Below are 18,480 nucleotides of genomic sequence, written 5' to 3' on the forward strand. Positions count from 1 at the left end.
AAATCATGCGTTTAAACGCGAAAACGGCGCCTTGTGGGCGCCGTTTTGGGTACTTCAGGCGTTCCGCTATTAGCGGAAAGCGCGCGAAGCGATGTTGTGGATCTGGTAGCGGCTTACGCCGATGTCGGCGAGGGCCTGGTTGGAGAGGCTGCCGAGTTCGCTAAGGGTACGGCGGTAGCTAATCCAGCTCTTTGCAATGCGGATCGGGTTCATGGGTAGTTCCTCAAGATCAGTTCAGTGAGCGGCGCGATTGCCGTCTCAGTGGTTGACGCTGATATAGGTGATCCCGGTCATATTGTGCAGTGCATTTATTAGGCTCCTGCCATGCAATTGTGCAGTACGATGCACAGATAAAGCGCAAGTGTCACTTTTTGAGCAGGCGGAATACTGGGCTTTGGCGCAACCCAGGCGTTAATGAGGGTTAAGACAAAAGAAAACGCCCGTTGCCTGGTGGCAGCGGGCGTCTTGGTGAGGCGATCGGCTTGGGAGGAAGCGAACCGCCCTGAGATCAGCGAAGATATTAGCGAACGGCGTCGCGAGCAACGCGCTGGATGTCGGCGCGGTCGATGCCGAGGTCGTGCAATTCGCGGTTGGTCATGCGGCCGAGTTCGGTAACCGTCTGACGATACTTGCGCCAGTTGTTGAAAGAGCGAGAAATGTTCATGTCGATCCCCTTTCCGAGGGCTTGCGTCTGCCAGCTGCCGCCTATCGGCGCTGACCTCTATTTGATGAGCTGAATATATATTGCACTGCGAAGAGCTAACAGAGACAAGAATTCAACGCACATATGCAGCTGCTGCATTTCTCAAGCTGTAAATCGCACGATTTGGCCACGTTCTGGTCAATCAATAGGCAAAATGAGCAATCCAGCGGCGGTGGCGCGCATGAGCCGCCCTGCGGAGGATAAAACGAAGACGCCCACCGGATGCGCAATCCGATGGGCGTCCATACGTATGACCGGCAACTGGGAGGAGGATGTTGCAGGTCGATCGGGTTGTTTGGAAGGGAGGATAGATCCAAATCCCGATCATGTCGGCGGAAATCATATCCGAAGGCGTCCGGTAATCCGGTCCGGGTACATCCCGGCTGCGCGCATGCTCAATGGTTTTGAGTAGGAGTGCGATGCAGTATCTTGGCCGTCTCCATGCGCAATATGCATGGCATGACGTAGCGTAAGAGCAAAGTCTTGCCGGGCGATTAACGGTAGCTCCGAATGTCTGAGCCGAAAGGGTCTGTGAAGGAAATAACAAGGAGCCGTTTCCTCAATCGCCAAACCGCGTCTATAAGGTTGAAAACTCAGGCGCAACTTTGCGCGGTTTGCGGGGTAGGGCATGTATCGCGGACGTCTGGAGAGGGATTTGTCGCAGTGGGTCGGCAAGGGGTTGCTCAGCGAGCAAACCGCCGATGCGCTGCTCAAGGAATATGACGGGCGACCGGCAAGCTTCAGCCTCGGCAATGTGCTGATGATCCTCGCCGCCATCCTGCTCGGCGCCGCGATCCTGCTGGTGGTTGCCTCCAACTGGGAGGCGATACCGCGTCTCGTCAGGATGTTCTTCATTCTTGCGCTGATCTGGTCCGTCCATCTCGGCGCCGGTGCTGCCCTTGTCCGCGGCCAGATCGCCGCCGCCAACGCGCTGCTCGTCATCGGCACGCTCACCTTCGGCGGCGCCATCTCGCTGGTCGGGCAGATGTATCATCTGTCGGGCGATGAGCAGACGGTCATGTATCTCTGGTTCGCCATGGCGGTGGTCTCCGCCGTGCTGTTCCGCTCGGGCGTGGTGTCGGGCGTGGCGGGCTTCCTTTCATGGGGCAGCTTCGGCCTCTATCTCAGCGGCTCCGACATGCGGCTGATGACGCTCGATTCATGGGCAGCACCCGTCATGGCGGCGATCGTCGTGGCCTTGGTGCGCTACACCGGCGCCGGCCGCGTGCGCCATCTGGCCTATCTGCTGCTGCTTGGCTGGCTCGCTTGGCTCTACACGCTGAATTCCGACCTGTGGCTGGCGCTGATCTATGTCATCGGCGGCATGGCGGTCTTCGTTTTGGTTAGCCTGCCGGTGGCGCGCCTGTCCTCGCTGATCAGGGGCGCCGGTGCCGCACCTGCCTTCTATTCCTTCCTGCTTGCCGTCATCGGCCTGTTCCTGCTGCATGTCGAGCTCGATGCCAGCAAATGGGTTCTCCCGCTCGGCATCGTGACACTCGCCGCCTCCGTGCTGGCGATCGCGCTGCAGGGGCGTGACAACGGCGCCGTCCGCTATCTGGCCTACACGGTTTTCGCCGTCGAGATCCTCTATCTCGGCTCGGTGACCGTTGGTTCCATCCTAGGCACCTCGGGGCTCTTCCTCTGCTCCGGCCTGTTCGTCGCGGCCGTGGCCTGGATCGTCATCCGTCTCGAACGAAGATTTGCCGGCAAGGCCAGGGAGGCGGTCCAATGAGCATATTCTCCTTCAAGGGCTACTCGAAGCGCCGCTGCGTCACCGCCGCCGTCACCGTGGCGCTGCTGCAGACGGCCGTGCTCGGCTACATCGTCCAGAGCCGGGCATCCGTCCTGCGCAATGGAACGCAGGTTCTGTTGAAGACCGCGCCCGTCGATCCGCGCGACTTCCTGCGCGGCGATTACGTGGTGCTGAACTACGACATTTCGTCCGTACCCGTCTCCTCGATATCAGGCGCCATGCCGAAGGAGGCGGCCGAGCGCAGCCTCTGGGTGCGCCTGAAGCCGGGCGAGGGCGGTTTCTGGCAGATCGCCGAATCATCCTTCGACAAGCTCCCGCCAGCCGACGGTACGGCCGTGCTCCATACCCAGCCCTTCTATAGCTACGGCGAGACATCGCAGGCCGAAACCATCCGCGTGGAATATGGCATCGAGCGCTATTACGTTCCGGAAGGTGCCGGACATGCGCTGGAAGAGGCGCGCCGTGATGGCCAGGTGTCGATTGCTGCAAGCGTTGGCGCCAATGGCATGGCGCAGATCAAAAGCCTGCTGGTGGACGGCAAGCCGGCCTATGAGGAGCCGCTTTACTGAGTTTGACCGCTTGCGGGCGCAAGTCCGCGCGGCGGCGGGAAAAATCGCTGTCATTTGACCTTCATTTTTCCTTTGCCTCCTCCAAATCGGGTGATATAGAGACGCCGCGCTCCGGAAGGCCTCATGTGCAGGCATATGCATGCGGTTTTTGAGAACGCGGGTATGGTGAAATTGGTAGACACGCCAGATTTAGGTTCTGGTGCCGCAAGGCGTGGGAGTTCAAGTCTCTCTACCCGCACCAAAGCTGGCTTGCAGGCGAGGGACCGAAAACGGTGCCCCTCGATTGCCCGGAGCCAAGCGCCGTTCCGCTCACGCAGAACGAAGAAGAATTGAGAACAAGCCACGCCCGGCACTTTCCGGCGTCGTGCTCATCGAAACGAACGGCGTCTGGGCACGGCCGCCACGAATTGAAGGTAGGAAGACATGCAGGTTATCGAAACGCTCGCTGAAGGGCTGAAGCGCGAAATCAAGGTCGTAATCCCGGCCAAGGACATGGAAACCAAGATGAACGAGCGTCTTGCCGACGTGAAGGACAAGGTCCGGATCAACGGCTTCCGTCCGGGCAAGGTTCCGGCCGCTCACCTCAAGAAGGTTTACGGCAAGTCCATCATGGCCGACCTCGTCAACGAGATCGTCCGCGAACAGCCGACCTCCATTCTCGCCGAGCGCGGCGAAAAGTCCGCTACGCAGCCTGAAATCGCGATGACGGAAGACAAGGACGAAGCAGAACTGATCCTGTCGGCTCAGAAGGATTTCGAGTTCACGCTCTCCTACGAAGTTCTGCCCCCGATCGAACTGAAGTCCGTCAAGGGCGTCAAGATCACCCGCGAAGTCGTTGATATCTCCGACGAGGAAGTCAACGAGCAGGTTCTCAAGGTCGCTGAAAGCGCTCGTTCCTACGAGACCAAGAAGGGCAAGGCCGCTGACGGCGACCGCATCACCATGGACTACGTCGGCAAGGTCGACGGCGTTGCCTTCGAAGGCGGCACCGACCAGGGCGCCGAACTCGTTCTCGGCTCGGGCCGGTTCATCCCGGGCTTCGAAGAGCAGCTCGTCGGCACCAAGGCTGGCGACGAAAAGACCATCAACGTCACGTTCCCGGCTGACTACCCGGCCAAGAACCTCGCTGGCGCTGAAGCCACCTTCGACGTCACCGTCAAGGACGTTGCTGCTCCTGCCGACGTTGAAATCAACGACGAACTGGCTCAGAAGCTCGGCCTGGAATCGGCTGACCGCCTGAAGGAAATCGTTCGCGGCCAGATCGAATCGCAGTACGGCTCGATGACCCGTCAGAAGGTCAAGCGTCAGATCCTCGACCAGCTCGACGAAATGTACAAGTTCGAGACCCCGGCTTCGCTCGTCGACGCCGAGTACAACGGCATCTGGAACCAGGTCGCCAACGACCTCGCACAGTCCGGCAAGACCTTCGAAGACGAAGACACGACGGAAGAGCAGGCTCGCGAAGAGTACAAGAAGCTAGCTGAGCGCCGCGTTCGCCTCGGCCTCGTTCTCTCCGAAATCGGCGAAAAGGCCGGCGTTGAAGTGAGCGAAGACGAAATGCAGCGCGCCATCTATGAGCAGCTGCGTCAGTATCCGGGCCAGGAAAAGCAGATCCTCGAATTCTTCCGTAGCCAGCCGGGTGCGGCCGCTTCGATCCGCGCGCCGATCTTCGAAGAGAAGGTCATCGACCATCTGCTGACCGAACTCGACGTCACCGACAAGAAGGTAACCAAGGAAGAGCTGCTCGCCGACGAAGAAGGCGAAGGCTCCGAGAAGGAAGCCAAGAAGGCTGCTCCGAAGAAGAAGGCTGCTGCTAAGGCTGAAGCCGCTGAAGGCGAAGAAGCTGCTCCGAAGAAGAAGGCCGCTCCCAAGAAGAAGGCTTCCGAGGAAGGCGCCGAGTAATCTCCGGCCAATCGATCCAACGAAAAACCCCGCTTCAAGCGGGGTTTTTTGTGCTCAGGATTTGAGGTAAAGAAACGCCGGCTCAGCCCGCCCGATGCGCATGCGTGAGCTCGTTGACCTTCTTGATATGCGAGACCGCCGCCTGTCCGCCCGCCGTCTTCGTGAAGAGCTCCAGCGTCTCGTCCTCATGGTCACCAACAGGTGTCAACGCCTGGTCCATATAGGTCTTGGCATTCTTGTCGCGTGAAGTCATGAAGGCTGTGACCGCCAGCCGCGCGATCGTGCCGCCGAGCTTCAGATGCTTGGTGATCGTCTCGCCGAGGAAGCGCGGCCAGAAGACCAGGGCGCTCTCGCGCGGTAAATCCGGCCGGCGCTCCGAGGGATGCTTCAACCGCAGCAGCCCACTTTGCAGCGGATGCACGTTTTCGAGCGGCACGGTGGTGGCGAACGACACCAGCACCTTCACCAGCCGCGCCAGCGGCACACCCGTCGCCACCGCCCGGCGCAGCAGCGTCTTCATATGATCAGGCGAATAATAGAGCGACCAGGCTTCCTGATAGATACTCTCCCACTCCTGCTTGCTCATCTTCGGATGGTCGGTGCAGACATGCTCGACATCATAGATGTTGAGATCCGGATCCATCGCCACGCCCTTGCGGAATAGCGTCTGGTGATCTTCCGAGCCAGGCAGTGGGGTCAGCACGAAGAACTCGATCACGTCGAGCGGCAGCTCGTGCTGGATGATCGCGATATCGCGGCGGATCGATTCCGGCGTATCGGCCGGGAAGCCAAGAATGTAGCCAGCTAACGTCATGATGCCCTGCGCCTTCCAGGCGAGCAGCATCTTGCGGTATTCGGTGATCTTGTTCTGGTTCTTCTTCGCCGCCGTCAGATTGTCGGGGTTGACGTTCTCCAGCCCGATGAACACGCGGGTGACGCCGGCGCGCTTCGATTTCTCGATGAAGTTCGGGATCTTGTGGCAGAGCGTATCGACCTGGATCATTAGGCCGAGCGGAATGCCATCCTTTTCACGCAGTTGGATCAGCCGATCGAAGATCGCTTCCCAGTCCTTGTTGCGGGCGAAGTTGTCGTCGGTGATGAAGAATTTGTGGATGCCCTGCGCCCAGTTCATCCGCACCAGCTTCTCGACATCATCAGCTGTGCGGAAGCGCGACTTGCGGCCCTGGACGTTGATGATGGTGCAGAAGGAACACTGGTAGGGACAGCCGCGCCCGGCGTCGAAGCTGGTGCTCAATCCAAGCGTCTGCGCGACATTGACCTTCGGCAGGAACGGAACCGCGGCACCCTCGATACTCGGAAGATCGTTCATGAAATTGTAGAGCGGCGCCAGCGTACCCGATGCGGCGTCCTGCAGCACCTTGTCCAGCCGCCCCTCGACTTCGCCCGCGAACATCGAGATGCCCATCTCGCGGCATTCGTCGAGCCCCACGGCGTGGCCGTCGAGCATCGAGAGACAGCCGGAGACATGAAAGCCGCCAATCGCCACCGGAATGCCCGCATCGCGGAACGGCCGGGCGATATCGAGCGCACGCGGATACTGGTTCGATTGCACGCCGACCAGCGCCAACATGCCGAAATTGCCGTTGGTTTTCAGCTGCCGCAGCAATGCTGAGGTGTTCACCCGCGTATTGGTCTCGTCGATAACGGTGATGTCGATGCCGACACCGGGTCCGAGCACCCGCCGCTCGGCGCAATCGGCGGCAATTCCGTAGAGCGCCGCCAGCGAATTGGACGGGATCATCGCCCGCCACCAGCGAATGACATAGCCGTCGTCGTCGTAGTGCGACGGCTTGATGAGGATGAGTTGAAAATTCCGGTCAGACGTCTCGGATTGTTCGCGCACGTTCACTCACTGGTAAGAGAGAACCCCCATCAGCGACGCTACCAGAGACTGCGGATTATACAAGGGACGCTTTTGCGACGTCGACACGCCCAAGATCGGGCGCATCCTATGTGTCTAAGCTATTGTTTCGGCTGTCATATCAGTGCCGTGATTGCAGCGTCGGACGCTCCGGCCGCGCGATCACAATTCCGACTTGATATCGCCCATCCGGTTCCAGGCATCGAGGCCGGCGATCTTGTAGGCTTCGGCGAGAGTCGGGTAGTTGAACGTGTTCTCGACGAAATACTCGACCGTTCCCTTGAGGTTCAATACGGCCTGGCCGATATGCACCAGCTCGGTCGCGCCTTCGCCGACGATATGAACGCCGAGCAGGCGGCGCGTCTTGAGCGAGAAAATAAGCTTCAGGAGACCGGTATCGAGGCCCATGATATGGCCGCGCGAGGTCTCGCGGAAACGGGCGATGCCGCATTCATAGGGAATGCCGCGTTCCTTCATCTCTTCTTCCGTCAGACCGCAGGTCGAAATCTCCGGCACGGCGTAGATCCCGTATGGGAAGTATTTCGGCGGCTCCTTGGCAACGGCGCCGACGGCGACACGCGCCGCGATGCGCCCCTGTTCCATCGACGTGGAAGCCAAGCTCGGGAACCCGACGACATCGCCCGCCGCGTAGATGCCAGGCACCGATGTCTCGAACGTTTCGGGATTGACCTTGAGACGGCCACGGCTGTCGGCCTCGAGGCCCGCCGCCTTCAGGTTCAGCGCATCGGTGGCGCCCATGCGGCCGGCCGCGAACAGAACCATGTCCGTCACCAGGCGGCGACCATTGTCGAGAATGAGCTCGACCTTGCCGTCATCGAGCTTGGTGACCTTCTCCGCCTTGGTGCCGAGCATGATCTTCATGTTGCGGTCGCGCAGCTGGTAGGTGAAGTCCTCGACGATTTCCTTGTCGATGAAGTCGAGCATCGTCGACTTCGGGTCGATCAGCGTGACGGCGGTGTCGAGCGCGCTGAAGATCGTCGCATATTCGATACCGATGACGCCGGCGCCGATGACGACCATGGAGCGCGGCAGTTCCTCGATATCGAGCAGTTCGTCGCTATCGAGCACCGTTCTGTTGTCGAAGGGGATATAGTCTGGACGGAACGGCTTGGTGCCGACCGCAAGCAGGATGCTGGCGGCCGAGACCCGCATGACCTCGCCGTCATCCTTGACGATCTCGAGCGTCGAGGCATCGATGAAGCTCGCCTTGCCGCGCAGGTGCTGCACGCGGTTACGCGCGAACTGGTGCTCGAGTACCTCGACTTCATGATCGAGCGTGATCAGCAGGCGGCGGCGCAGGTCTTCGGCGCTGATCTCCTGCTTGACCCGGTAGGCCTTGCCGTAGAAGCCGCGCTCGCGCCAGCCGGAGAGATTGAGCGCGGTTTCGCGCAGCGTCTTCGAGGGGATGGTGCCGGTATGGACGGAGACGCCGCCGACGCGCTTGCCCTGCTCGATGACGAGCACCTTCTTGCCGAGCTTCGCGGCCTGAATAGCACCACGGCGACCGGCCGGGCCGCTCCCCACAACAACGAGATCGTATTGAAACATGGAAGCAGGCCCCGGTTGAAAAGCTGGAATCATATTGCGACGCAAAATGGCGCGTTCACACGTATCCGGTCAATGTTGCAGATTGATTTACGGCCGAATATTAGGAATGAGCGAGACGAAATAAGGGCGGCAGTGCCGGTGCTGCGGGATGGTTCGTCATAAAGACGGCCAGCGACGATGAGAAGGAACAGGCCGCTCCAGAATAACGGATCCGGCCTGCGCGGGGAAATCGCGGCGGCGGTTCAGATCAGCCGCAGCCCCTTGAGGCTGGCATGGCCATCCTTGCCGATGATGATGTGGTCGTGCACGGTGATCCCGAGCGGCTTGGCGGTATCGATGATCATCTTGGTCATGTCGATATCGGCGCGCGACGGCGTGGGGTCGCCGGAGGGGTGGTTGTGCACCAGAATGATCGCGGTGGCCGAAAGCTCCAGCGCCCGGCGCACCACTTCGCGCGGATAGACTGGCGTGTGATCGACGGTGCCATGTCCCTGGACCTCGTCGGCGATCAGCGCGTTGCGCTTGTCGAGGAACAGGATGCGGAACTGCTCGCGGGTCTCATGCGCCATGGCGGCGTGGCAGTATTCGATCACAGACGACCACGACGACAGCACCTGCTTGCCGCGCAACTCGCTCTTCAATGTCCGGTGCGCGATGGTCGAGATCAGCTTCAGGTCCAGCGCCACAGCCTCGCCGACGCCCTTGACCTCCTGCAGCAGCGCGATCGGCGCGCCGAACACGGCGGCGAGCGAGCCGAAGCGGTCGAGCAGCGCCTTGGCGATCGGCTTGGTATCGCGGCGCGGGATCAGCCGGAACAGCATCAGCTCCAGCATTTCGTAATCGGCAAGTGCTGTGTCGCCATGATCGCGGAAGCGCTGGCGCAGCCGCTCGCGGTGGCCGTGGTAATGCTCTTCCTTGGCAGGCGAGGGCCGGAGCGATGCGGGCTTGCCGGCCTGCTCGGCGAAGAAGGACCGCTCGTCCATGCCATCGTCCTCATCCGCCGCGAAAGGCAGCTCCAGGTCTTCGGAATGGGGAACCGGTCCTTTTGCCATCAGCGGCTCATTTTGTGAGGGGTGGCAGGCCCGGGCGGTCGAGCCCGCCGGGCGACAGCGTGAAGATCTCGCAGCCATCGGCGGTGACGCCGACCGTGTGCTCGTATTGGGCAGACAGCGACCGGTCGCGGGTGACGGCGGTCCAGCCATCGGCCAGCACCTTCACATGCGGGCGGCCGAGATTGATCATCGGCTCGATGGTGAAGATCATGCCCTCGCGCAGTTCCGGCCCTTCGCTGGCGCGGCCGTAATGCAGGATATTCGGGCTGTCGTGAAACAGCGCGCCGACCCCATGGCCGCAGAAATCGCGCACCACGGAGCAGCGCTCGGCCTCGGCATAGGTCTGGATCGCCTCGCCGATGGCGCCGGTGCGCGCACCGGGGCGCACCGCCGCGATCCCGCGCATCAGCGATTCATAGGTGACCTCGAGCAGCCGCTCGGCGGCGCGCTTCACGGTCCCAACGGTATACATGCGGCTGGAATCGCCATGCCAGCCATCGACCACATAGGTGACGTCGATATTGACGATGTCGCCCTCGCGCAGCGGCTTGGCATCCGGGATGCCGTGGCACACGACATGGTTGATCGAGGTGCAGGTGGATTTCGTATAGCCGCGGTAATTGAGCGTCGCCGGAACGGCGCCATTCTCAAGCCCGAAATCGAAGACGAAGCGATCGATCGCATCGGTCGTCACCCCCGGCTTGACGATATCATCAAGCGCATCGAGACACCGGGCGGTGACCTGGCACGCCTTGCGCATGCCCGCGAAGGCATCGGCGCCGTAGAGCCTGATGGCGCCGGTATTCTTGGATGGCGCGGAGGAGGCTTCGATGTAGTTTACCATTGCGGGGGCCTTAGCGGAAATTGTCGTCATTCATAATGCAGCTATGCCGGGTTCGTCCATTGCGATCAATGGGGGAGGCGCATTTAAGCTATCACGCCCTCATCGCACGCTGCCATCCATCGGCACCCGATCGAGCCACCCGGCACCAGCAAGCCGGAAAACGAAAACGGCGCCCTTGCGGAGCGCCGTTCGCAGTCCTGCCGAGGCAGAAACCGGTATTAGTTGGCCGAGATGTTGACGGCCTTCGGGCCCTTGCCCATGCGATCCGGCTCGGTGTCGAAGGTAACCTGCTGGCCTTCGCGGAGCGACTGGATGCCGGAAGCCTGGAGAGCGGAGATGTGAACGAATACGTCCTTCGCACCGCCATCAGGAGTGATGAAACCAAAACCCTTGTCCTGGTTGAAGAATTTTACGACGCCTTTGGTGGCCATTGGGATAGGTCCTTTTCCCTGTAGTCTGTCTGGTATCCATCCCCCCGAGAGGAAATGGACGGCTTTCACTTTCGCGCTCCCTCATCTTAACTCAGAACGCGAAGGGTCAGTCGAGTAGTTCACGAACGGGGAAAGAACGTCTACGCGCGTGAAGGTCCCCCCACGCCGCCCCTCAAAGAAGGGCTCAGCCACATCAGTCCAGTCACCGGCATGCAAATGCCCGAGTACACAATTGGTGCCAGTAAACGGAGCAAAATGCAAGCGACATTATTCTGACACCAGCCGCTCCAAAGCGGGAATGGCCAAAGATTCAAACACTTGACGATTGGTAACGCTGAGCCGGTATCGCTGACCCATTCCGGGAATGCGTACCGGAACGGCACGTTCACATCCCCAATCCGTGCGAATGCCCAACTGTTGGGCGACTGCCCGCTAAGCGCGAGCAGAATTCCCGGTAGGCGCGAGTAGATCAGCGGGCCGTGCCGGCGCTGAGCTTGTGCTGTACCATGTCGGCACTCCCGCGCACATAGGAGACGGCAGGCTTGCCGGCGGCATCGGCGGCGGCGTAGGCGATGATCGTCACGTCTTCCTCATAGGTCGAGACATAGAGCACCTGGGCCGGATTGACGTAGATCGTGTGATTATGGGTGTTCTTGAAGCCGACGAATGCCATAAAAGTCTCCTACCTGTCGCCTGGAGAGATATGCCACGCGGGCGTTGACGCAAGTTTAACGCGATGTCGGCGGGCAGGGCGGGGCGCTGGGGGCGCCGGGGGCGGTGGCGATCGCGATCGCATCAGGGTGTGGCCTGCGCTTCCTCCTGCGGGTGCTCGAAGACCGGTGGCGATTTCTCGGCGATAAGGGCAAGTGTCTCATCAAGGCAGGCGAGCGCCCGGGCGTCGCCGGCAAGGCAATCACGGACGACCGACACCGTATGGCCGCGCAGGTCCGGCGGCAGGAGGTCAAGGAGCCGGAACATCGCGCCGTGCTCTCCATCGCGAGCATCGGCGCAGGCCATCCCGGCCCAGCCGAGATAGTCGGTGAAGCAGGGTGTGTATTCCGAGGGCAGCGTATGGACGCAGGCGAGCTTGCTTCCCTTGACGGCGATGCGCTGGCAGGCGCGAGCGCGGCGGCAGCGGTTGATCGGGCAGGTTAAGACCGGCATGGACAGCATCTCCGATGTCCTCGCCGCCAGCGCAACGATCAACTCGAGACCGAGGCGGTCCTTAAGGTCCTTGCCGGGATTATCATGAGGGTGCTGCGGCATTGCGGTCCTCTTCGGCTCCGGCGCGCGGCGATGCCGTCACGCGGCTGGTTTCACCCGTGGTTTGCTGGTTCAGGCTTCACTCGGACGGGGCGCTGGAAATCACCTCGATAGAGTAAAAAATATGGTGCCTTCCAGCACCCCGTTCGGCGGTTTATGAACGCAACTCCGGTTTCTCTGCCTTCTCGCCCAACTTCGCGACGAGACCATGTGTGCCTCACAGGCACGTCCGGGCTCAACTCGGGCCCGTCTTGCGACGGAACCCGCCGTCACCGGAGGGAGACCATTTTCTGCGAACCCCGGATGAGAGAGCTTGCGTCCTCCTCAAACACCCAGCGCCGACCCCACCTCGCCGGCACGCCTGCCGGTGTATCCGTGGTGGGATGAGGGATGATGGCATGGGTGGGGAGGGTGGGGATGAAACTCTTTCTAAGTTGTTGATGTATCGAGACTTCGCATGGATTTCTTTCATCACGCCGAAGCAAGTTCGCGTTTTATGGTCGCATGAGATGTCGAACGAATGTCGGTATCTCGGCCGACAGCTTGTACGCAAGGTTACGGCTATTCTGGTGTGTCTTGATATGGGGCGTGACTTTCAGAGCAGAGCCACCCCTCTATTCTCATTCCTTCCGCAGAGCTTATTGTCTTCTAGCGGTCAGCCGAAATGTGCAAAATCGGCAAAACACTCGGTTACAGAAGCTTTTGTTAATGCAATTAGCGGTAATGCTCCGGATAGTTGGTCTATCCTTGGGATTGTTGAAATGAAATTCCGCAATATTGCAGCCGTATATCTCAAAAACTTCAAGTGCTATCAGGGTATCAATGAGTGCCCGGTTTTTCTGGACGACTGCGAAAGCCTCGTCGCGTATCTCGGTGACAATGGGACGGGTAAAAGTGCGATATTAGAAGGTCTTGATGCGTATTTTTCCAAAAGACCACGATGGATGCGCAATAAATAATCTAAAAAAGGTCCCCAGGAGTGCTTTGTTGCGCCTGTTTTTTCCATCGACATAGATGGCCTTGATAAGAGATTTAATTCTCAAGAGATATTGGTGCTGAAGAACAATTCGAAAGCTCTACACACCAAACTTAAGCGTAAGCCTTTAGACGATCAGTTATTTGTCTGCGTTGCGTTACGGGAAGATGGCCAGAAAATCATCTTCGACGGCAGAAGTGAGGTGGACGGCAAGGAAGAGGAAGCCGTCGCCTCAAGGCTTTTCGACGAGGCGCGAAACTACTATAGATACGTATACATTTCCGCCGAAGTAGACATCGATGACCAAGCGCGGGTTAGTTCAGAGATCCATGAATTGCTAATGGGATCTTCGCTCGTATCAGATGTCGCGCACGCGTTAAAAGGTCAGAGCGCGTTGATCAACGACGTCAACAAGGTGCTCAGCGATTTCGTTGACGCGCAGGTCGGCGCTTCTTTGAGTGCAATCAATCCAGAGTACGGCTACACCGGTGACAGAGGGGCATTGTCCCAGCTCACTGCGAAGAAATTAGCGGAAGCAGCAGTTGAAAGTTTTCTGACTTCTCGAAAGCTCAAACTAAAAAATAGACCGTTGGAATCGTTGAGCTCCGGCCAGCGCAGAGCGGCAATGCTGGATTTTGTGATGGCTATACTATCTAGTCAACAAGGCTTGGAGAGGCGCTTAATTCTTGCCGTGGACGAGCCTGAGATCTCGATGGACATGGCCAGACGTCTTCGGCAGTTTCACAAGCTTGCCTCTCTGGTCGGCGAGCATACCAGCGTGATTTTTACATCGCATTGGTACGGTTGGGTACTTCCCGTCAATCGCGGATCGACTGTGCTCTTGACAGAAGATCCAGACGGGGAGCGTCAGTTCCAAGTGGAAAAAAGCGCTGATTTTCCGTTTAGAGGCATGCCACGATACGAGATGAGAATGATCTTTGACTTTCTCGCAGCAATCGGATCGGAGGCGGAGCAAAATCCCCTCGCCAAATTTATCATCTGTGAGAGCAAGTCGGACGGCCTATATATCCAATCGTCCTTAAACGATGAGAAGCTTACCTGCGTGCCGGTTGGTAAGAATCGTGTCAAACGCATATCAGCAATATTCAAAGAATATTATTGGAAGGATAAAGGTGCTAAGATTAAGAATGTTCTATTCTTGACCGACACAGATCCGGAACATGGAGATGCTGCATCTTATGGAGAGGATGGTTATCTAGTCCGGTGGTCAAAGGCGAACAATGGCACCGTGTCGCTTGATAAGGGAAAGTCCAATCATTCCAACAAATGTGTAATCGAGGACGCACTCGAGCCAGATATCCTGCTGCAGGCCTTGAAGGTGGTTTTGAGCGAAGATGAGCTTGTTAACGGAATTCATGTCGTTGATTCTAACTTTAGTGGCCTGAGGGCCTTTGACCTCAAGGCTTCAGAATATGAAATTATAAGCAGGTCTCTGGCAGCAAACAAAATAAATATCGCAGAAAAGTATGCTGAGTTGATGATTAATTCGTCAAAAGAAAACAACAAGATTCGGCAAGAGATCGGAGATTATATTTAGATTAACGCTAGTTTAACGCGTAAAGATGAGGGCGGATATATTTCGAATACGAAGCGTTGATTGGCAGCATAGGCACTTCTAGGTGGAGCGTACGGTTGGCGATTGAGTTAAAATTGAAGTGCCTGAGACGGAGTTGCCACCAACCGGTACTCCGTCTCGCTGTTTGGTGCTCGTGTTGGCCTAAAACCTCTCTGGCCACCGCTGCGCCGCATGGAAAACCGCAATGATCTCGACGTGCCCTGCGTTCAGCCGATAGGCGACGATGTAGGGAATATCCGCCAGAGCCAGTTCCCGCGTGCCGGCTATGCGGCCGGGACGTCCCATGTCGGGCTGATCGCGTAGGAGATCGATGGCGGCCGCAAGTCGGGCGATGACGCGTTGAGCGGCAGCGGGGTTATTCTGCCCGATCCATTCACCGATGTGCCTTAGATTGCCGAGCGCGCGCCTCGTGTAGCGGATTGGCGGCATCAGGCGCCGCGCGTTTTTACGCCATACTTGGCGAAAACCGCGTTCACCTCATCCTCGCTCGCAAATTCTCCCCGATCGGCTTCCGTTAGGCCGGCCTCGATTTCGGCCAACTGCCATTCCTCGCGGGCGAGAAAATCCTCGATCGCATCGGCGGCGACGCTATCCGCTGGCTTCGACAGCTTGTCGGCGAGGCGGTCGAGGCGGGCAGCGGTTTCGTCGGGAAGATGGACGGTAATCGCGTTCATGGATAACCTCCGGTTCAGGCGATTATGGGAGTTTGGCCGGTGGCGTCAAGCGGACGCGCCTACGGTTCCTGCGCGGCGCCTTCTCTGAATGCCCTCATCCCTGTGCCCAGACTTCGTCCGGGCGATGTCACAGGGATCCAGCGCGATCAAGTCCTTGATCGCAAGAGACTCTTTTCGCCGCGCCGACGCGCGGCGGCTGGATTCCTGTGACAAGCACAGGAATGAGGGAGGTGGAGGGGCTGCGGTCTGCTCTCCTACCGCCCCGGCCGCCCCGTCTTGCCCTTCGTCCGCTTCTGCCTCTTCACATCGCCCGCATCCTCATAGCTGCCGACACCCGTCTTGCCGCGCACCAGGGGGCGCGGGTCGTCGCGGTCGGGTTGGCCTTCGAGCAGGGGGGAGAAGCGCTTGGTGCTCTTGGCGGCGTCGGGCTTGTCCGGGAGCTTGCCTGACACGGGCTTTTCGGTGCGGCCGACGGTCATTTCGTCGAGATCGTTCCGACGGAAGGTGCGGGACGGGATGGCGGTGTCGGTGCCTGGGCCCATGTCGTCGAGGGTGGGTTTTTGGAAGAGGGAGGTGGCCTCGGCGCTCGCGGCTTTCCCCTCCCCAACCCTCCCCACAGGGGGGAGGGAGTTCGTTGAGGTTGCCGATGGGTTGAGGGACTCGCGGGTCGCCTTGGCGTTCCGCTTGATGCCTTCCATGGCCTTGGATTCCTCCCGCGCCATCGGGTCGTCCATGACGGCGAGTTCGGCGGCCTTGAGGCGTTTGATTTCGTCGCGCAGGCGCGCGGCTTTTTCGAAGTCGAGGTCAGCTGCAGCGTCGCGCATCTGTTTTTCCAGCGCGTTGAGATGGGTCTGCAGGTTGCCGCCCACGAGGTTGCCGCCGTCGGCAAAGCCCTTGCCTGATACACCCGAGATGTCGGCGCGGACGTGGTCGCGTTCATAGACGCTGTCGAGGATGTCGGAGATCTTCGCCTTCACCGATTCCGGCGTGATGCCGTGTTCGGTGTTGTAAGCCACCTGCTTTTCGCGGCGGCGGGCGGTCTCGTCCATGGCGCGCTGCATCGAGCCGGTGATGTTGTCGGCGTAGAGGATGACCTTGCCGTCGACGTTACGCGCCGCACGGCCGATGGTCTGCACCAGCGAGGTCTCGGAGCGCAGAAAGCCTTCCTTGTCGGCGTCGAGAATGGCGACGAAGCCGCATTCGGGAATGTCGAGGCCTTCGCGCAGAAGGTTGATGCCGACGAGAACGTCGAAAGCACCCAGACGAAGATCGCGGATGATCTCGATACGCTCCAGCGTGTCGATGTCCGAGTGCATGTAGCGGACGCGCACGCCCTGCTCATGCAGATATTCGGTGAGGTCCTCGGCCATGCGCTTGGTGAGCACGGTGCAGAGCGTGCGGTATCCCCTCGCGGCAGTCTCGCGGATTTCGCCCAGCACGTCGTCGACCTGGCTGCGGGCGGAGCGGACCTCCACCGGCGGGTCGATCAGCCCGGTCGGGCGAATGACCTGCTCGGCGAAGACGCCGCCGGACTGGTCGAGTTCCCAGCCGCCGGGGGTGGCCGAGACGGCGACGGTGTCGGGGCGCATCGCGTCCCATTCCTCGAAGCGTAGCGGCCGGTTGTCCATGCAGGACGGCAGGCGGAAACCGTATTCGGCAAGCGTCGCCTTGCGGCGGAAGTCGCCCCGGTACATGCCGCCGATCTGCGGAATGGTGACGTGGCTTTCGTCGATGAAGAGCAGGGCGTTGTCGGGGATATATTCGAACAGGGTCGGCGGCGGCTCGCCGGGGCTGCGGCCGGTGAGATAGCGCGAATAGTTCTCGATGCCGGCGCAGGAGCCTGTGGCCTCCAGCATCTCGACATCGTAGCGGGTGCGCTGTTCCAGGCGCTGGGCTTCCAGCAGGCGGCCGGCCTTTTCGAGCTCGGCGAGGCGCAGGCGCAGCTCTTCCTTGATCGCCTTGATGGCGCCGTTCAGCGTCGGGCGCGGGGTGACATAGTGGCTGTTGGCGTAAATCTTCACGCTCTTCAGGTCGCCAGTCTTCTGGCCGGTGAGCGGGTCGAACTCGGTGATGGCGTCGATCTCGTCGCCGAACATGGAGATGCGCCAGGCCGCGTCTTCCAAGTGGGCCGGGAAGATTTCGATCGTGTCACCGCGCACACGGAAGGAGCCGCGGACGAAGTTGATGTCCTGGCGCTTGTATTGCTGCGCCACGAGGTCGGCTAGCAGCTGGCGCTGGTCGAGGCGGTCGCCGACCTCCATCTGGAAGGTCATGGCGGTGTAGGTTTCGACCGAACCGATACCGTATATGCAGGAGACGGAGGCGACGATGATACAATCGTCGCGCTCGAGCAGCGAGCGGGTGGCGGAGTGGCGCATGCGGTCGATCTGTTCGTTGATCGACGATTCCTTCTCGATGAAGGTATCGGAGCGCGGCACATAAGCTTCCGGCTGGTAGTAGTCGTAGTAGGAGACGAAATATTCCACCGCGTTATCGGGGAAGAAGTTCTTGAACTCGCTGTAGAGCTGGGCCGCCAGCGTCTTGTTCGGCGCCAGGATGACGGCCGGGCGCTGCGTGGCCTCGATCACCTTGGCCATGGTGAAGGTCTTGCCGGAGCCGGTGACCCCAAGCAGCACCTGGCTGCGGTCGCCATTGTCGAGGCCCTCGACAAGGTCCTTGATCGCCGTCGGCTGGTCACCGGCCGGTGAGTATTCCGAGTTCATGCGGATCTCGATGCCGCCTTCGGATTTCGGCGGCCGGGCCGGGCGATGCGGCGTCCACATCTTGCCGTCCTTGAACAGCGGATTGCCGCTCTCGATCAGCGCCGACAGCGCCTCCACCGTGGCGGTCACGGCCGTGCCCGCCTTCAGCGCCGCGGCGTCCTCGAGCGAAACGTCGAGGCCGGAGACCGGGTTTAGGCCGGCCGCTGCGCGCGTCTTCGGGTCGGTCGAGCCGCCCATGGACGTGCCGCGCGCGGATTTGGACGCGGCGATCTCCACCTTCTTGCGGTGCTTGCCGGCCTTGGACGCGATCTGGCGTTGCGTCTCGACACCGGATGCCTCGGCATCGGCCTCCAGCTGCTTCACCCAATCGGCGACGGAACCCTCTAGGGGCGCGCCTTCGAACGCGGATTGGGGAGCTTCCTCGAAACCATCGGGGGCGGGGGACTTTTTCGGAGATTTGGCCATGGCCGGAATATGGAGAGAGTCAGCGCGAAATGGAAGAGGCAAAGAGTACAAAAGGGAAACGGATTTTGCGGCGTCCG

17 protein-coding genes and 1 tRNA gene are annotated in these 18,480 nt (G+C 60.0%); 6 read left to right on the plus strand and 12 right to left on the minus strand.

The window, feature by feature from the left end; all coding sequences use genetic code 11:
- Positions 1 to 69 precede the first annotated feature (69 nt).
- On the minus strand, positions 70 to 213 hold the full coding sequence (locus AC1DOG_RS14995) for a DUF1127 domain-containing protein (protein WP_018900063.1): 144 nt from the start codon (positions 211 to 213) through the stop codon (positions 70 to 72).
- 307 nt (positions 214 to 520) lie between these two features.
- Positions 521 to 664, minus strand: a complete 144-nt coding sequence (locus tag AC1DOG_RS15000) for a DUF1127 domain-containing protein (protein WP_018900062.1) — start codon at positions 662 to 664, stop codon at positions 521 to 523.
- Between the two features lie 667 nt (positions 665 to 1,331).
- On the opposite strand from AC1DOG_RS15000, the gene AC1DOG_RS15005 reads away from it, so the two are divergent.
- From AC1DOG_RS15005 to tig, 4 genes are all read left to right on the plus strand, one after another.
- Positions 1,332 to 2,435 carry a DUF2157 domain-containing protein gene (locus tag AC1DOG_RS15005; RefSeq protein ID WP_477929064.1) on the plus strand — a complete coding sequence of 368 codons (1,104 nt, stop codon included), beginning with the start codon at positions 1,332 to 1,334 and terminating at the stop codon, positions 2,433 to 2,435.
- Complete coding sequence (locus AC1DOG_RS15010) at positions 2,432 to 3,025, plus strand: GDYXXLXY domain-containing protein (RefSeq protein ID WP_111563605.1); 594 nt, start codon at positions 2,432 to 2,434, stop codon at positions 3,023 to 3,025. Before AC1DOG_RS15005 ends, AC1DOG_RS15010 begins: the two co-directional genes overlap by 4 nt.
- A 156-nt stretch (positions 3,026 to 3,181) precedes the next feature.
- Positions 3,182 to 3,266, plus strand: a tRNA-Leu gene (locus AC1DOG_RS15015).
- Between the two features lie 182 nt (positions 3,267 to 3,448).
- Positions 3,449 to 4,927, plus strand: a complete 1,479-nt coding sequence (gene tig / locus AC1DOG_RS15020) for a trigger factor (RefSeq protein WP_018900059.1) — start codon at positions 3,449 to 3,451, stop codon at positions 4,925 to 4,927.
- An 82-nt stretch (positions 4,928 to 5,009) separates the two neighbouring features.
- On the opposite strand, the gene AC1DOG_RS15025 is transcribed toward tig, so the two are convergent.
- The 7 genes from AC1DOG_RS15025 to AC1DOG_RS15055 all read right to left on the minus strand — a co-directional run bounded on the left by AC1DOG_RS15025 (position 5,010) and on the right by AC1DOG_RS15055 (position 11,971).
- Complete coding sequence (locus tag AC1DOG_RS15025; RefSeq protein ID WP_477929067.1) at positions 5,010 to 6,791, minus strand: B12-binding domain-containing radical SAM protein; 1,782 nt, start codon at positions 6,789 to 6,791, stop codon at positions 5,010 to 5,012.
- A 180-nt stretch (positions 6,792 to 6,971) separates the two neighbouring features.
- Entirely contained in the window at positions 6,972 to 8,378 is a 1,407-nt protein-coding gene (sthA, locus tag AC1DOG_RS15030) for a Si-specific NAD(P)(+) transhydrogenase (protein ID WP_112941440.1), read from the minus strand.
- 242 nt (positions 8,379 to 8,620) lie between these two features.
- The gene (radC, locus tag AC1DOG_RS15035; RefSeq protein ID WP_477929069.1) at positions 8,621 to 9,430 is read right to left on the minus strand and encodes a RadC family protein; all 810 of its coding nucleotides are present in this window, start codon (positions 9,428 to 9,430) and stop codon (positions 8,621 to 8,623) included.
- A 7-nt stretch (positions 9,431 to 9,437) separates the two neighbouring features.
- Positions 9,438 to 10,274 (minus strand): type I methionyl aminopeptidase, encoded by an 837-nt coding sequence (gene map / locus AC1DOG_RS15040; RefSeq protein WP_018900055.1) that lies wholly within the window; start codon positions 10,272 to 10,274, stop codon positions 9,438 to 9,440.
- 218 nt (positions 10,275 to 10,492) lie between these two features.
- Entirely contained in the window at positions 10,493 to 10,705 is a 213-nt protein-coding gene (locus AC1DOG_RS15045) for a cold-shock protein (protein ID WP_018900054.1), read from the minus strand.
- 469 nt (positions 10,706 to 11,174) lie between these two features.
- Entirely contained in the window at positions 11,175 to 11,378 is a 204-nt protein-coding gene (locus AC1DOG_RS15050; RefSeq protein WP_477929071.1) for a hypothetical protein, read from the minus strand.
- 122 nt (positions 11,379 to 11,500) lie between these two features.
- Complete coding sequence (locus tag AC1DOG_RS15055) at positions 11,501 to 11,971, minus strand: hypothetical protein (RefSeq protein ID WP_477929073.1); 471 nt, start codon at positions 11,969 to 11,971, stop codon at positions 11,501 to 11,503.
- Between the two features lie 395 nt (positions 11,972 to 12,366).
- Between AC1DOG_RS15055 and AC1DOG_RS15060 the strand changes: the two genes are divergently transcribed.
- Entirely contained in the window at positions 12,367 to 12,927 is a 561-nt protein-coding gene (locus AC1DOG_RS15060) for a hypothetical protein (protein WP_477929075.1), read from the plus strand.
- A gap of 93 nt (positions 12,928 to 13,020) precedes the next feature.
- The gene (locus AC1DOG_RS15065; RefSeq protein WP_477929077.1) at positions 13,021 to 14,502 is read left to right on the plus strand and encodes an OLD family protein; all 1,482 of its coding nucleotides are present in this window, start codon (positions 13,021 to 13,023) and stop codon (positions 14,500 to 14,502) included.
- 180 nt (positions 14,503 to 14,682) lie between these two features.
- On the opposite strand, the gene AC1DOG_RS15070 is transcribed toward AC1DOG_RS15065, so the two are convergent.
- The 3 genes from AC1DOG_RS15070 to uvrB form a co-directional block, all read right to left on the minus strand.
- Positions 14,683 to 14,970, minus strand: coding sequence for a type II toxin-antitoxin system RelE/ParE family toxin (locus AC1DOG_RS15070; RefSeq protein WP_477929079.1), 288 nt, complete (start codon positions 14,968 to 14,970; stop codon positions 14,683 to 14,685).
- On the minus strand, positions 14,970 to 15,215 hold the full coding sequence (locus tag AC1DOG_RS15075; RefSeq protein WP_477929081.1) for a CopG family ribbon-helix-helix protein: 246 nt from the start codon (positions 15,213 to 15,215) through the stop codon (positions 14,970 to 14,972). The genes AC1DOG_RS15070 and AC1DOG_RS15075 overlap by 1 nt, the downstream gene beginning before the upstream one ends.
- 254 nt (positions 15,216 to 15,469) lie before the next feature.
- Entirely contained in the window at positions 15,470 to 18,403 is a 2,934-nt protein-coding gene (gene uvrB, locus AC1DOG_RS15080) for an excinuclease ABC subunit UvrB (RefSeq protein WP_477929083.1), read from the minus strand.
- Positions 18,404 to 18,480 lie beyond the last annotated feature (77 nt).

It is taken from the genome of Rhizobium sp. 01N48 (assembly GCF_056399145.1).